We start from the raw sequence: 15290 nt of genomic DNA on the forward strand, positions 1-15290 counted from the left end.
TCCCGGCTACGCCGGCACCATCGTCACCGGCGCGCGTCATGGCGCCACCCCGATCACCGAAAGGCCTTCCGTCTCCGGCCAACCCAGCGCCACGTTCATCGACTGCACGGCGGCACCGGCCGTTCCCTTGACCAGATTGTCGATTGCGGCGATCGCCACGAACGTGCTCGCCGCCTCGTCGACCGCGACGGCGATGTGCGCCGCGTTGCTGCCGATCACGGCCCCGGTTCGGGGCAGTTGTCCTTCTGGCATCAGGTATACGAAAGGTTCTGTGTGATAGACCTTTTCGTAGGCTTCACGCAGCTGGGACAGCGGCGCGCGCGTGCGCGCGGTGCACGTCGCCAGGATGCCACGCGATGTTGGGATGAGCACCGGCGTGAATGACACGGTCACGTCGCGGCCGGTGACGGCGCCCAGGCCCTGGGCGATCTCGGGGGTGTGCCGATGCGCCCCGGCGATGTTGTAGGCCCGTGCCGAGCCGATAACCTCCGCGCCCAGCAGGTCGGTCTTGGCGGCGCGGCCGGCCCCGGAGGTGCCGCTGACGGCGACCACGGTGATGGCGGGCTCGATGAGGTCCTCGGCTACCGCGGGCAGCAGCGCCAGCAGCGCCGCGGTCGGGTAGCAGCCCGGAACCGCGATGCGGCGGGCGCCGCGCAGCCGCTCGCGCGCGCCGGGCAGCTCCGGCAGCCCGTACGGCCAGCTGCCGGCGTGAGGCGATCCGTAGAACCGTTCCCACGCGCAGCGGTCGGTGAGCCGGAAGTCGGCCCCGCAGTCGATGATCAGGGTGTCGTTGCCGAGCTGTTCGGCCAGCGCGGCCGAATGGCCGTGCGGCAAGGCCAGGAATACGACGTCGTGACCGGCAAGCACGTCGAGCTCGGTCGGTTCGACCACGCGCTCGGCCAGCGGTGTCAGGTGCGGATGGTGCTCACCGAGCGTGCTGCCGGCGCTGGTGGCCGCGGTCACCGCGCCTATCGTCAGGCGCCCGTGCGCGTAGCCCGGGTGCCCGAGCAGCAGGCGTAGGATTTCACCGCCCGCGTAGCCGCTGGCACCGGCAACCGCCACCTTCATCCCGTCGGCCATTCCGCCGATTCTGCATGGTTATGCAGTGGTTTGCAAATCCATTCCATCAGGCGCGCAGCTCCGCGCCGACCGCCTCGGCGGCGCGGCGGACCGCGGCGTCGCGGGCCGCAGTGGCTTCGTCCTCGGTGAGCGTGCGGTCGGGTGCACGGAACCGCAGCGCGAAGGTCAGCGATTTGCGGTCCTCGCCGATCTGCGGCCCGGTGAACACGTCGAACAACTGAAGGTCTTCAAGCAGCTCCCCCGCACCCTCACGTACCGCGTCGGACACCGCCTGAGCAGGTACGTGGGCGGGCACCACCAGGCTGACGTCCTGGAAGACGGCCGGGAACGGCGACACCCGGGGCGCGGGCAGCAGCAGCGGGATGGGCATCGCGTCCAGGTTCAGCTCCAGGGCGCAGGTACCGTTGGGCAGCCCGGAGCGCTCGATCACCGCGGGATGCAGCTGGCCCGCATAACCGACCGGGGTGTCAGCGACGAGCACTTGGGCGCACCGCCCCGGATGCCACGGCAAGTACTGCGCCGCCCGCAACCGCACATCGATTCCGCTGGCGCGGGCGATGACGCGCACCGCCTCGAACGCGTCGGCGGCTTCGGCCCGGCGGCCGGGCCCCCAGGGTCCGCGTTGTTCACGCAGGCCGGTCAGCACCGCGGCGACGTGCTGGGGCTGCCGCGGCAACGACGCGTCGAGGTCGGCGATCTCGGCCTCGGTGGGCCGGCGCTCGACGGGGATGAGCTCCACCCCGCGGGTGTCCGCCGTTGGCCGGACCACCTGCGCCACGGCGTAGAGCGAGACGTCGACCAGCCCGCGAGAGACGTTGCGCAGCAAGGCTTCCAACAAGGCGGGCAGCAGCGTGGTGGCGAGGTGCGGACGGTCGGCCTCCAGCGGGTTGAGCACCTTGGTGGTCGCGCGCCGTGGATCGTCGGCCGGCAACCCCCACAGGTCGAACACGCCCGCGGGCAAGAACGGGGTCGGCAGGATCTCCACATAACCGGAGAGGGCCAGCGACTTGCCGATGGCGCGGCGGCGCTTTTGCACGGCGGACAGACCGCGCCCGGCCGGGGCCGACGGCAGCACCGACGGTATGACCTCCAGCCCCTCGAGCCGCAACACCTCCTCGACGAGGTCGGCGGGTTGCAGCAGGTCGGGGCGCCAGCTGGGCGGCGTCACCGTCAGCGCATCGCCGCGCTCGGCCACCTCTGCGCCGATCTGGGTGAGCCGCTTGGCCACCGTGCCAGGGGCGTAGCCCACCCCCGCGATGCGATCCGGCAGGTCGACGGCGATCTCGATCGGCGGCAGCGACCATTCGTCGCGCGGCGGGTCACCACGCCAGTCGGTCAGGCCGTCGGAGACCACGCCACCGGCGATGTCGGCGAGCAGCGTGGCGCACCGGTCCAGCGCGACCACCGAGATTGCCGGATCCACGCCCCGCTCGTAGCGCCGGGCGGCTTCGCTGGGCAGATGGAGTCTGCGCTGGGTGCGCGAGACGGCGGCGGGGTCCCAGACGGCGGCCTCGAGCAGCACGTCGGTCGAATCGGCGCGCACCTCGGTGCTCGCCGCGCCCATCACGCCGCCGATCGCAGTGGTCGCCGTGTCGTCGACGATGAGGACGTCGGCCGGCTCGAGTTTGCGCTCGATGTCGTCGAGGGTCACCACCGTCTCGCCGGGCCGCGCGAACCGCACGCCGAAGCTCCCGGTGATCCGTTTGCGGTCGTGGGCGTGCATGGGGTGGCCGAGCTCCAGCATCACGTAGTTGGTCACGTCGACCGCCGGAGAGGTCGCGCGGATGCCGGACAACAGCAGCCGGCGCTGCAGCCACCACGGCGACACGGCTGCGGGGTCGATGCCGATGACCGGGCGCAGCGCGAATCGCCGAACGCCGGTGGCCGGCTGCACGGTCAGCGGCCAGGCCTCGCCGTTGGCCGGCAGCGGCTCGACCACCTGGCTGCTGGCGGGATCGACGTAGTTCAGGTCGTAGGCGCCGGCGATCTCGCGGGCCAGGCCGCGCAGCGACATGCAGTAACCGCGGTCGGGCGTGATCGCCAGGTGGAAGACGACGTCGTCGAGCCCCAACACGGCTGCGCCGTCGGCTCCAGGTTCGGCGGTACCCGGCGGCAGCACCAGGATCCCGGAATGATCGGCGCCCAAACCGAGTTCGGCTGCCGAACAGATCATTCCATCGGAGTTGCGGCCGTATGTCTTTCGGGCGGTGATTGTGAAGTCACCGGGCAGTGTGGTGCCGGGCAGCGCTGCGACGATAAGATCTCCGACAGCGAAGTTGGTTGCGCCACAGACTATTTCTCGGTCTTTGCCCTCGCCGACGTCGACGCGACAGAACCGGATCGGCTTCTTGAAACCAGTGAGATCTTCGATGGCGGTGACCCTGCCCACGGTCAGCGGGCCCTCGACCGGCCCGAGGGTGAGGACCTCTTCAACCTCGTGGCCGATGCGCACCAGCGTCTGCTCGAGCTCGGCGGCGGCGACGTCCCAATCCGGCGCGCCGGCCGCCACGATCTCACGCAGCCAGCTGTACGGAACGCGCATCAGGCACCAACCCCGAACGGTAGGGAGAAGCGGACGTCGCCCTCGACCATGTCGCGCATGTCCGGAATCCCGTTGCGGAACTGCAGCGTCCGTTCCAGCCCCATGCCGAATGCAAAGCCGGAGTAGACTTCCGGGTCAATTCCGGCGGCACGCAACACGTTTGGATGCACCATCCCACAGCCGCCCCACTCCACCCAGCCGGCGCCGCCCTTCTTGCCGACGAACCACACGTCGACCTCGGCGGACGGTTCGGTGAACGGGAAGAAGTGCGGCCGGATCCGGGTGCGCGCCTCGGGGCCGAACTCGGCGCGTGCGAACGCATCCAGCGTTCCCCGCAGGTGTGCCATGGTCAGGCCGCGGTCCACCGCCAGGCCCTCGACCTGGTGGAAAACGGGAGTGTGGGTGGCGTCGAGTTCGTCGGTGCGAAATGTGCGACCGATCGAGACGATGTAGACGGGTAACTCCCGGGCGAGCAGGGCACGCACCTGCACCGGCGAGGTGTGGGTGCGCAGCAGTTGCCGGGAACCGTCGGGCGCGATGTAGAAGGTGTCCTGTTCGCTGCGGGCGGGGTGGTCGGCCGGGAAGTTGAGCGCGTCGAAGTTGAACTGCTCGGCCTCGACCTCGGGCCCCTCCGCCAGCTCCCAACCCATGGCGATGAAGGTGTCCGCGACGTGTTCGGCCAGGATGGTGATCGGGTGCCGGGCGCCGGGCGGCTGCCGCGTCGAGGGCAGCGTGACGTCGATGCCTTCGGCGACCAGCACCGCGGCGTCGCGTTCGGCGCGCAAAACCGCGAGCCGCTCGTCGTAACCTCGCTGAGCCTCGGTTCGGGCGGCGTTGACCCGCTTGCCGGCGTCGGCACGTTCGTCCTTGGGCACCCCACCCAGCGCCTGGCGCGCCACCGCCAGCGGTGAGCGGTCGCCGAGGTGCTCGGTCTTGGCGCGAGCCAGTGTGTCCAGGTCGCCGGCGCGCGCGAAGGCCTCCCGGGCCGCGCTGACCGCTTGGGCCAGGGCTTCGGGCGACAGGTCGACGGGTTGATCACCCACGCGGCGACACTCTCCTTGGCTGTTGGTTGGCGGCAAGTTGCCCAGCGGCAAGTGCTGATCATAGTGATTCGACGCGTGGCGCCCGGCCGGTTGTTCAGCGGCCGGGCACAGAAAGGCTCAGCCGACGACGGCCGGCTGCGGACCGCCCAGCGTGTCGTCAACGTCGAGCGCCGTGGCCGCAAGGCGCCGGCCACCGGCCAATTTCGCCAGCTGGTAGGCGACGAAGGCGCCGACGAGGCCGAACACCGGTGTGGCCGCCAGGGTGCCCCAGTGGTGGGCCAGCATCAAGAAGCCGAACCCCGACGACGCCGCCAGCATCAGGTAACGCGCCGGCGTCCAGTGGATCGGCTGCTGGAACCGGGCGGAGACCAGTACGCCGAGGATCACGGCGACGGTGTGACCGGCATCGGTGAAATCACCGCCGACGATCGCGGAAACGATGCCCGCCGATACCCACCAACCGACCCAGGCGGCCCGCCAACGGGACGGAATCACGGCCGTCATCGCGCCGAGGACGGCCAGCGCGCCGTAGCTCATTCCGACGTCGCTGGCCCGGGTGATCGACAAGGGCAACCAGCCGAACTCGACCGATGCGGCCAGCGCGGCGGCCACCAGCAGCGTCGCCCCGATATGGCCGACGAGGAAGGCCACCACCAGCCGGATGGTGCGCAGGTGGAGCTCGGCCAGCGCCAGCAGGCAGGTCAGGAAGGGCAGCCAGAAATAGAGCGGTCCGGCATCGACCACCAGCGCGCTGCCCAGCAGCGTGCCGAGGTGGCCGTGGGCCAGGTTGTGCACGTTGGTGCTGGCGCGCGCAACGATGACATCATGCGCGTGCGGGCCGAGGGCCAAGATGGCGCAACTGATACCGAGCAGCAGGGCCGCGTACCCCAGCGTGAATTGGACCCGGGCGAGCCGGGACACGATGCCCCCTAACATTGGCATCCATTATGCCTGCGGTTCTGCTTCGGCTGTGTCATCAGGGCCTGACAACTCCTTAAGAGTCTTGAGGCGATAAATCGCCAAACCATCGGGAATACCGGCGGGCTTCGGCGCGAAGACCGGCTTCCTCGTGCGTTTGGCCTCGACGCCCAACGCGTCCAACTCGCTTTGCGGTATCAGATCCAACGTTGAACTCGACACCATGATTCCACCCTTGGTGGCTCTTTCCATAACTCGTGCGGCGATGTTCACATCGACGCCAAGCCAGTCCGCCGCCAACCGCTGCGGTCGCCCGGTGTGGATCCCGACCCGCATCCGGGGCGTGTGACCTGCCACTTCGACCGATTTCAGCGCCTCCTTGGCGGCCAGCACCGCCCGTACGGCGACCGTCGGATCGCCGAATACCGCCATGAGGCCGTCACCCATTCGTTTGACGATGTGCCCGCCCGCGTCGAGCAAGGGTGGCTCGAGGGCCCGCGCCACCTGCCGGAGCAGGGCCAGCGCCGCGTCGTCGCCGGCCTGCAGCGACCATGTCGAGAAGCCGACCAAGTCGGTGAAGACCAACGTCACCTCTGGATTGGCCGGACGCCGCGACACCCCCTCGGTCAGCGCCTGCCACAACTGCAGCACCCCAAGGCTGACCTCGCGGGACACGGCGTTGCCTTCCCCCAATAGCCGATCGGCCGCGCGGGCCGCGGCGCGCGGACCGCCGTCGCCCGCCGTGGACAGCGGATCGCCGAACTCGGGGTCGCCGGGCAGCAGTCGGCGCGCACGCCGGATGAACGCAACCGCACCCGGGTTGCGGTTGCGGCTGTGCAGCCATTGAGTCGCGCTGTGTACCAGAGAGCGTTGCGGAGCGGATTGCGCCTGGGTCTCGTCGGGCTCGCCCTGGTCTAGATCGCGACGCGCGAGTTCCACCTGGCCAGATTATTTGGTTTTGTTCCAGGCAGGCAACGACGGTCCTGGGCGGCATCGCCGTATGTGCGCCATCTCGCGTCAAACCGGCTGATCACGGCGGCGCCACACCGGGGTGGAAGCTCGATAACACCCCGGCGAACACATCCCCGAAATCGTAGACAACACGCGTTGTCAAAGTTATCGTGAGCCCAGTTGGAGCAGGAGGCCGCGATGACTGGCACCGTGAACGCTTGCGGTTCGGAATCCGCCGACCCACTCGGTCCAGATTCCCTCACCTGGAAGTATTTTGGCGATCTGCGCACCGGAATGATGGGCGTCTGGATCGGGGCGATCCAGAACATGTATCCCGAACTCGGCGCGGCCGTCGAGGAGCACTCGATTCTGCTGCGGGAGCCGTTGCAGCGTGTGGCCCGGTCGGTCTACCCGATCATGGGCGTGGTCTACGACGGCGACCGCGCATCGCAGACCGGTCGCCAGGTCACCAACTACCACCACACCATCAAGGGGACCGACGCCGCAGGGCGGCGCTACCACGCGCTCAATCCGGAGACCTTCTACTGGGCGCACGCAACCTTCTTCATGCTGATCGTCAAGGTGGCCGAGTACTTCTGCGGCGGACTGACCGAGGCCGAGAAGCGGCAGCTGTTCGCCGAGCACGTGCAGTGGTACCGGATGTACGGAATGAGCATGCGGCCGGTACCCGGATCGTGGGAGGAATTTCAGGAGTACTGGGAGCGCACCGGCCGCGAGGTCCTCGAGATCAATCGGGCGACACTGGACATCTTCCAGATGCGAATCCCGAAACCGAAATTCGTGTTGCTGCCGACACCGATCTGGGACCAGATTTTCAAGCCGCTGGTCGCCGGCCAGCGCTGGATCGCGGCCGGGCTCTTCGAGCCCGCGGTGCGCGAGAAGGCCGGCTTGCATTGGACCCCGGGCGACGAGGTGCTGCTGCGGCTGTTCGGCAAGGTCGTCGAGTTGGCGTTCCTGGCGGTACCCGACGAGATCCGGCTGCACCCGCGGGCGCTGGCCGCCTATCGCCGGGCCGAGGGACGGCTGCCGAGCGACGCTCCGCTGGTCGAGGCCCCGCCGTTCATGGCGCCGCCGCGCGACCGCCGCGGGCTTCCTATGCATTACTTTCCGCCACCACCCAAGTCGCCGCTCGACCCCGCGCTGCAACCCGCCCGGGCTCTGATGGAACGCGCCGGATCCCTGGTGCATACGACGTTGTCGCTGGCCGGCCTGCGCGCCGGGCGGGGCCGGCCGAAACGGTCGGTTAAGGCCGCGTAGGCAGGCCCAGCGCCCGCGCGCTCTGATACAGACAGATGGCCGCGGCCGACCCCACATTCAGGCTCTCCGCGCCGCCGGCCATGGGAATTCGCATCCGGTGGTGGGCCGCCGCCGCGATTTCACTTGGCAGGCCGCGTGATTCGGGGCCGAACAGCCACGCCGTCGGTGCACCGAGCAGGTCGGTGGCCTCGTCGAGCCGCGTCTCACCGTCCACGGTTGTGGCGAGCAGCTGCAGGCCCGCCGCCCGCAACGCTTCGAGGGCGCCGAGCGTGTCGGGCGCGACGACGACCGGGAGCGAGAAGATGCTGCCGGCCGACGCACGCAGGCACTTGCCGTTGTACGGGTCGACGCTGTGGCCGGCGAGGATCACGCCGGCCGCGCCCATCGCGTCGGCGAGGCGAATGAGGGTGCCCGCGTTGCCCGGCTCGCTGATCTCGACGGCGACCGCGACCAGCCGGGGCGCGCCGGCCAGCACGTCCTGAAGCCGGGTCGCGGGTGTTTCGCACACGGCGACCAGTCCGGCCGGGGTGACGGTGTCGGACAGCGCTTTCGCCGCGCGCTCGGTGACCGGGTGCACCGGGTACCGCGCGGAATCCAACGTCGCCAGCAGCAACGCATGACGCTGCCGGGCGGCTTCGGTGACGAAGACGTCGCGAACCAAGCCGCGCCGGGCGGCGGCCTCCACGAGGTTGGGACCTTCGGCGAGGAATCGGCCGGCCCGCCGGCGGCCGACGTGGCGGTGCAATTTGACCGCCGCGGCGACCCTGGCCGAACGTTCGGTCAGCACCTGGCCGGTCCGCGGTCTGGCGTTAAGCCGCTTCTCCGGAATCCGAGGGGGCGTTGACATCTTCGGGCAGCGCGGCCCGCGCGACGTCGACCAGCGCGGTGAAGGCCGCCGGGTCGGCGATCGCGATGTCGGACAAGTTCTTACGGTCCACTTCCACACCGGCGGCCTTGAGGCCCTGGATCAGCCGGTTGTAGGTGATGTCGTTGGCGCGCGCTGCCGCGTTGATCCGCGAAATCCACAGTTTGCGGAACTCGCCCTTGCGCGCACGACGGTCACGGTAGGCGTAGTTGAGCGAATGAAGTTGCTGCTCTTTGGCCTTGCGATAGAGCCGGGATCGCTGGCCGCGATAGCCCTTCGAGGCTTTCAGGATGCTGCGCCTCTTCTTGTGGGCGTTGACCGCCCGCTTCACGCGTGCCATTGGATGTTCCTACTCTCGTTCAAAATTAGTTGGTCGGGTCGCCGTGCCTGCTCGCAATGCGGATCTGGCCGGCGCGGGTGATCAGCCGTTCAGTAGGCCGTTAACGCGCTTGGTGTCGTTGGCCGACACCGTCGTTCGGCCATCGAGGCGGCGGGTCCGCTTGGTCGGCTTGTGCTCGAGCAGATGCCGGCGGTTGGCCTGCTGGCGAACGATCTTGCCGGTTCCGGTGCGCCGGAACCGCTTTGACGCCCCGCTGTGGGTCTTGGCTTTGGGCATGCTTCCTCTGTTCTGTGGAGCTCTCGGGGGTCTCGCGTGGGTCAGTTCGACGAAGGTTCGGCTTCGGCGGCCGCACCCTCGTGCGATGCCGGGCCAACCCCGGGTCCTTCCGGATGACGCGCCTTGGCGCGAGTCTTCGCGCCGCGATGCGGTGCCAGCACCATCGTCATGTTGCGGCCGTCCTGTTTGGCGGACGTTTCGACGAAGCCGTACTCGGCCACGTCCGCACCCAGGCGCTGAAGCAACCGATAGCCCAGCTCGGGCCGCGACTGCTCACGTCCGCGGAACATGATGGTGACCTTCACCTTCGATCCCGCTTCCAAAAAGCGGATGACGTGACCCTTTTTGGTCTCATAGTCGTGATCGTCGATTTTCGGTCGCAACTTTTGTTCTTTGACGACGGTCTGCTGCTGGTTCCGGCGGGATTCGCGCGCCTTCTGCGCCGCTTCGTATTTGAACTTGCCGTAATCCATGATCTTGCAGACAGGTGGTCTGGCATTAGGGGCAACTTCGACGAGGTCGAGATCGGCGTCCGCAGCGACGCGCAGTGCGTCTTCGATGCGCACTATGCCTACCTGCTCTCCCCCTGGGCCGATCAATCGGACTTCAGGTACGCGAATGCGCTCGTTGACGCGGGTCTCAGTGCTGATGGGGCCTCCCTTGTTGGGCTTCTATATGTCTTGCAATACGACTTCCTGGGTCGGTCCGGGAATCAGTGGCAAAGACACCGCCCACTAGCAAAAAAGCCCTGCACAAGCAGGGCCCAATGCCGACCGATCACGGCTGGAGACTACTCCGAGCCGCCCGCTTTTCTCGCGGAACAGGCATCCGCGATGCCTGTGACCGGACCGCCAAACCTCGGAAGATCCGCATCGGGATTTCATCGGCTCGCGGTGGGAGTGGGACTCCACTTAACTGTTCCTGGCATTCGCCGGGATGGTCGCAGGAGCAAGTTTAGCAGCCTTGAGGTGGCTTTTAGCACTTCGGCCGGGCGACCGGCCGCAACGCGTCGTAGCCCGGCCCGAAAGACAGGTCCCACTACTGCCCGCCACGCTTAGCGCTTCAACAAGCTTTTCACGGATTGAGCGCATATCCTCGCGGTCTGTGACTCTCGCATCTCCTCGTTCGGGGCCGCGGGTGGGACCAGGCGGTCGGTCGAATTCGCGGTATCGCTGGGTGCCCGCGGCGGCTGGGTGGACCGTCGGCGTCATCGCCACCGTGTCACTGCTCGGGAGCGTCTCCCCCCTGATCAGGTATCTGATCAAAGTCCCGCGTGAATTCATCAACGACTATCTGTTCAACTTCCCCGACACCAGCATCGCGTGGTCGTTTATCCTGGCCCTGCTGGCCGCGGCCCTGACCGCGCGCAAGCGCATCGCCTGGCTGCTGCTGCTGGCCAACATGATTCTGGCCGCGGCGCTGAACGTGGCCGACATCGCTGCGGGCAACAACACCGCCGCGGAGGTCTTCGGCGAAAACCTCGGGTTCGCCGTACATATCGTGGCAATCGTGCTGCTGGTGCTGGCCTACCGGGAGTTCTGGGCCAAGGTCCGCAAGGGCGCACTGGTCAAGGCGGCCGCGGTGCTGGTCGCCGGCGACGTGGTGGGGATCCTGGTGTCCTGGGGGCTGGTCGAGTTGTTCCCGGGGACCCTCGCCCGGCCGGACCGCCTGCCGTATGTCGCGAATCGGGTGGTCGGGTTCGCGCTAGCCGATCCGGATCTGTTCAGCGGACGGCCGCACGTGTTTCTCAACGCGATCTTCGGCCTGTTCGGTGCGCTCGCGCTGATCTTGGCGACCATCGTGCTCTTCCAGTCCCAACGCGCGGAAAACGCGCTGACCGGGGAGGACGAATCGGCAATCCGCGGGCTGCTCGAGCTGTACGGCAAGAACGACTCGCTGGGCTACTTCGCGACCCGCCGCGACAAGTCGGTGGTCTTCGCCCCCAGCGGGCGCGCCGCCATCACCTACCGGGTCGAGATCGGCGTCTGCCTGGCCAGCGGCGACCCGATCGGTGACCCCAGGGCCTGGCCGCAGGCCGTCGACGCCTGGTTGGGTCTGTGCCAGACGTATGGCTGGGCGCCCGGCGTGATGGGCGCCAGCACCCAAGGGGCGCGGGCGTATCGCGAAGGCGGTCTGAACGCGCTCGAGCTCGGCGACGAAGCCATCCTGCGCACTTCCGATTTCAAGCTGTCCGGCCCCGACATGCGCGGGGTCCGTCAGGCCGTGACCCGGGCCCGCCGGGCGGGGCTGACCGTGCGGATCCGGCGACACCGCGACATCCCGGCCGACGCGATGGCCGACACCATCGCCCGCGCCGACGCCTGGCGCGATACCCAGACCGAGCGTGGCTTCTCCATGGCGCTGGGCCGGCTCGGCGACCCCGCCGACGGGGACTGCCTGCTGGTCGAAGCGCTGGACCGGGACGGCAACGTGGTGGCGATGCTGTCGCTGGTTCCGTGGGGCACCACCGGCGTTTCGCTGGACCTGATGCGCCGTTCGCCGCAGTCCCCCAACGGCACCATCGAGCTGATGGTCAGTGACCTGGCGCTCAACGGCGAAGCCCTTGGCATTACCCGTATTTCACTGAACTTTGCGATGTTCCGCTCGGCGTTCGAACAGGGCGCTCAGCTCGGCGCCGGCCCCGTCGCCCGGCTCTGGCGGGGCCTGTTGCTGTTCTTCTCACGGTGGTGGCAGCTGGAGACCCTGTACCGCTCGAACATGAAATACCAACCGGATTGGGTGCCGCGCTACGCCTGCTACGAGGACGCCCGCCTGATCCCCCGGGTCGGCGTCGCCTCGGCCCTGGCCGAGGGTTTTTTGGTGTTGCCGTTCGGCCGCCGCAAGACGCATACCGGCCACCACCCCGCCGTCCCGCAGCGATTGGCGGAATCCGGACTCCTACATCACGACGGCAGCGCCCCGGACGTCAGCGGGCTGCGGGAGCGCCGGGACTCCGCGGACGAGGAGGAATCCAGATCTCGCCTGCCCGAGCAGGTTCGAGTGCGGCTGGCCAAGCTGAAGACACTGCAGCGCGACGGCGTCGACGCGTATCCGGTGGGCGCTCCGCCCAGCCATACCGTCGCGAAGGCGCTCGACGCAGACGACCACGACGACATCACCGTCTCGGGCAGGATTTTGCGGATCCGCGACTACGGCGGGGTGCTGTTCGCCCACCTGCGTGACTGGTCGGGGGAAATGCAAGTGCTGCTGGACAATTCGCAGTTGCACCGAGGACGGACTGCCGACTTCACCGCGGCCATCGACCTGGGCGATCTCGTCGAGGTGTCCGGGCACATGGGCTTTTCCAAGAAGGGAACCCGCTCGCTGATCGTCGCGGATTGGCGGATGGTCGGTAAGTGCCTGCGGCCATTGCCCAACAAATGGAAAGGACTGACCGACCCGGAGGCGCGGGTGCGGACCCGCTACGTCGACCTGGCCGTCAATCCCGAGTCGCGTGAGTTGATCAAGGCGCGCAGCGAGGTGTTGCGCTCGGTCAGGCAGACGCTGTTCGCCAAGGATTTCATCGAGGTCGAGACCCCGATCCTGCAGCAGATCCACGGCGGGGCCACCGCCCGGCCGTTCGTCACGCACATCAACACCTACGACCTGGACCTGTTCTTGCGCATCGCGCCGGAGCTCTACCTGAAGCGACTGTGTGTCGGCGGCGTGGAGCGCGTTTTCGAACTGGGCCGAGCCTTCCGCAACGAGGGCGTCGACTTCAGCCACAACCCGGAATTCACCCTGCTGGAGGCGTACCAGGCCCACGCCGACTACAAGGTGTGGATCGACGGATGCCGCGAGCTCATCCAGAACGCCGCCGAGGCCGCGCACGGCGAGCAGATCGTGATGCGGCACGGGAACGACGGACGGCTGGAACCGGTCGACATCTCCGGGGCCTGGGCGGTCAAGACCGTCCATGACGCCGTGTCCGAAGCGCTCGGCGAGCGCGTCGACTCCACGACGTCGCTGCCCACCCTGCGTAAGTTGTCCGATGCCGCGCACGTCCCCTACCGGGCGCACTGGGACGCCGGCGCAGTGGTTCTAGAACTGTACGAGCACCTGGTCGAGGACCGGACAAAGGAACCGACCTTCTATATCGACTTTCCGACCTCGGTGTCCCCGCTGACGCGCCCGCACCGCACCGAACCGGGCGTTGCCGAGCGGTGGGACCTGGTCGCGTGGAGTGTCGAGCTGGCCACCGCTTACAGCGAACTCACCGATCCGGTCGAGCAACGGCGCCGACTGCAAGAGCAATCGCTGCTAGCTGCCGGCGGCGATCCCGAGGCGATGGAGCTCGACGAAGACTTCTTGCAGGCGATGGAATACGCGATGCCGCCCACCGGCGGGTTGGGAATGGGCATCGATCGGCTCGTCATGCTCATAACGGGCCGCAGCATCCGGGAGACATTGCCATTTCCGCTGGCCAAACCGCATTAGCGCAGGCCCCAACCGTCCAGAGCTCAAAGCGAACATCAGGCAAACGTGTTCCGGGCAGGTTACCGATAGATCACAATGAATCACGTGACAGCCTCGACGGACAGCGCGCCCGCGCAGCTCCTGGCAAGTACCCACACCTCGCTTATGCACGGCTGGGTGCCGACGACGATCCAGGTGCTCGCCGCGGTGGTGCTGACGTTCGCGGTCGGCTGGCGGTCGCGCCGCTGGCGCACGGTATGGATTCCGGCCTCCGCGCTGGCCGGCGGGGTCGTGGCCTACCTGACGCACTGGTACATCGTCGACCGAGGGCTCTCCGACGATCCGGCCCCGGCGGCGCTGTGGATCTGGATCACGCTGACGGGCATGGCGGCGGCCGTGCTGATCCTTGGCTGGCGCACCGCGCGCCGTTGGCGGCGTGGCGCCGCGGTGCTGGCCGTGCCCCTGTGCCTGCTGAGCACGTCGCTGATGCTCAACCTCTGGGTGGGCTACTTCCCCACCGTGCAATCGGCGTGGAGCCAGCTGACGTCGGGCCCATTGCCGGATCAGACCGATCAGGCCACGGTTACCGCCATGGCGGCCAAGGGAACCCGGCCGCCGCACGGCACGGTGGTACCGGTGGCGATCCCATCGGACGGATCGCACTTCAAACACCGCGGCGAGTTGGTCTACCTGCCGCCCGAGTGGTTCGCCACCACCCCGCCTCCGCCGCTGCCGACCGTGATGATGATCGGCGGACAGTTCAACACGCCGGCGGACTGGACCCGTGCGGGCAACGCGGTCAAGACGATCGACGACTTCGCGGCCGCGCACGACGGTAAGGCGCCCGTGCTGGTGTTCGTCGATTCCGGTGGCGCGTTCAACAACGACACCGAATGCGTCAACGGGGTTCGAGGAAACGCTGCCGACCACCTGACGAAAGATGTTGTGCCCTTTATGGTTTCAACTTTCGGCGTCAGCCCGCGGCGGGCCAACTGGGGTGTCGCCGGGTGGTCGATGGGCGGGACCTGCGCCTTGGACCTGACCGTCATGCATCCCGATCTGTTCAGCGCGTTCGTCGACGTCGCCGGCGATTTCTATCCCAACGCCGGCAATAAAGTCCAGACGATCGCCCGGCTTTTCGGCGGAAACGCCGACGCCTGGGCGGCTTTCGATCCGACCACGGTGATCAACCGGCATGGGCCCTATCGCGACGTGGCGGGCTGGTTCGCGATTTCGTCCGACGGCCCGCCGGCCCCACGGCGTGACCTGCAGCTGACCGACAGCGTCGCCATCCGCCTCGCCGGACGCGACGCGGCCGCCAATCCGGGCAATCAAACCGCCGCGGCCTATTCGCTGTGTGCGCTCGGCCGCTCCAACGGGATTGACTGCGCGGTGGTGCCGCAGCCCGGCAAGCACGACTGGCCATTCGCCGACCGCGTGTTCGCGGCTTCGCTGCCTTGGCTCGCCGGGGAGCTGGGCACTCCGGGAATTCCGCGGACACCGTTGTCCATCGCGTCCGCGCCGGCCGCCAACAACCCGGTGGTCGTCCCCGCCCAACACTCCAACACCGCCAAGCGATAG

The 15290-nt window shown here is 68.1% G+C and carries 11 protein-coding genes and 1 pseudogene; 3 read left to right on the forward strand and 9 right to left on the reverse strand.

The features are described from left to right. Positions 1 to 36 precede the first annotated feature (36 nt). The 5 genes and pseudogenes from argC to A5686_RS09515 all read right to left on the reverse strand — a co-directional run bounded on the left by argC (position 37) and on the right by A5686_RS09515 (position 6522). Positions 37 to 1096: pseudogene (gene argC, locus A5686_RS09495) on the reverse strand (N-acetyl-gamma-glutamyl-phosphate reductase). Between the two features lie 30 nt (positions 1097 to 1126). Beyond that, entirely contained in the window at positions 1127 to 3622 is a 2496-nt protein-coding gene (pheT, locus tag A5686_RS09500; protein ID WP_067933457.1) for a phenylalanine--tRNA ligase subunit beta, read from the reverse strand. Next, complete coding sequence (gene pheS, locus A5686_RS09505) at positions 3622 to 4665, reverse strand: phenylalanine--tRNA ligase subunit alpha (protein ID WP_067933459.1); 1044 nt, start codon at positions 4663 to 4665, stop codon at positions 3622 to 3624. The genes pheT and pheS overlap by 1 nt, the downstream gene beginning before the upstream one ends. A gap of 117 nt (positions 4666 to 4782) precedes the next feature. After that, entirely contained in the window at positions 4783 to 5601 is an 819-nt protein-coding gene (locus tag A5686_RS09510; RefSeq protein ID WP_067933461.1) for a rhomboid-like protein, read from the reverse strand. Between the two features lie 9 nt (positions 5602 to 5610). Beyond that, the gene (locus tag A5686_RS09515) at positions 5611 to 6522 is read right to left on the reverse strand and encodes an adenylate/guanylate cyclase domain-containing protein (protein WP_067933463.1); all 912 of its coding nucleotides are present in this window, start codon (positions 6520 to 6522) and stop codon (positions 5611 to 5613) included. Positions 6523 to 6732: 210 nt separating this feature from the next. Here A5686_RS09515 and A5686_RS09520 point away from each other — a divergent pair, with 210 nt between their 5' ends. After that, the gene (locus A5686_RS09520; RefSeq protein WP_067933533.1) at positions 6733 to 7812 is read left to right on the forward strand and encodes an oxygenase MpaB family protein; all 1080 of its coding nucleotides are present in this window, start codon (positions 6733 to 6735) and stop codon (positions 7810 to 7812) included. Here A5686_RS09520 and A5686_RS09525 read toward each other — a convergent pair. From A5686_RS09525 to infC, 4 genes are all read right to left on the reverse strand, one after another. Then, positions 7799 to 8599, reverse strand: coding sequence for an RNA methyltransferase (locus tag A5686_RS09525; RefSeq protein WP_067933465.1), 801 nt, complete (start codon positions 8597 to 8599; stop codon positions 7799 to 7801). The two genes, A5686_RS09520 and A5686_RS09525, sit on opposite strands and share 14 nt — an antisense overlap. A gap of 22 nt (positions 8600 to 8621) precedes the next feature. Beyond that, positions 8622 to 9017, reverse strand: coding sequence for a 50S ribosomal protein L20 (gene rplT / locus A5686_RS09530; protein ID WP_067933467.1), 396 nt, complete (start codon positions 9015 to 9017; stop codon positions 8622 to 8624). 81 nt (positions 9018 to 9098) lie between these two features. Then, entirely contained in the window at positions 9099 to 9293 is a 195-nt protein-coding gene (rpmI, locus tag A5686_RS09535; RefSeq protein WP_067933469.1) for a 50S ribosomal protein L35, read from the reverse strand. Between the two features lie 41 nt (positions 9294 to 9334). After that, positions 9335 to 9943, reverse strand: coding sequence for a translation initiation factor IF-3 (infC, locus tag A5686_RS09540; RefSeq protein ID WP_082947562.1), 609 nt, complete (start codon positions 9941 to 9943; stop codon positions 9335 to 9337). Between the two features lie 454 nt (positions 9944 to 10397). On the opposite strand from infC, the gene lysX reads away from it, so the two are divergent. Next, entirely contained in the window at positions 10398 to 13730 is a 3333-nt protein-coding gene (gene lysX / locus A5686_RS09545) for a bifunctional lysylphosphatidylglycerol synthetase/lysine--tRNA ligase LysX (RefSeq protein WP_369829691.1), read from the forward strand. A 75-nt stretch (positions 13731 to 13805) separates the two neighbouring features. After that, positions 13806 to 15290, forward strand: coding sequence for an alpha/beta hydrolase family protein (locus A5686_RS09550; protein ID WP_197520531.1), 1485 nt, complete (start codon positions 13806 to 13808; stop codon positions 15288 to 15290).

Origin of the sequence: Mycobacterium sp. E2479 (genome assembly GCF_001667925.1) — a bacterium.
Lineage (GTDB): Bacteria > Actinomycetota > Actinomycetes > Mycobacteriales > Mycobacteriaceae > Mycobacterium.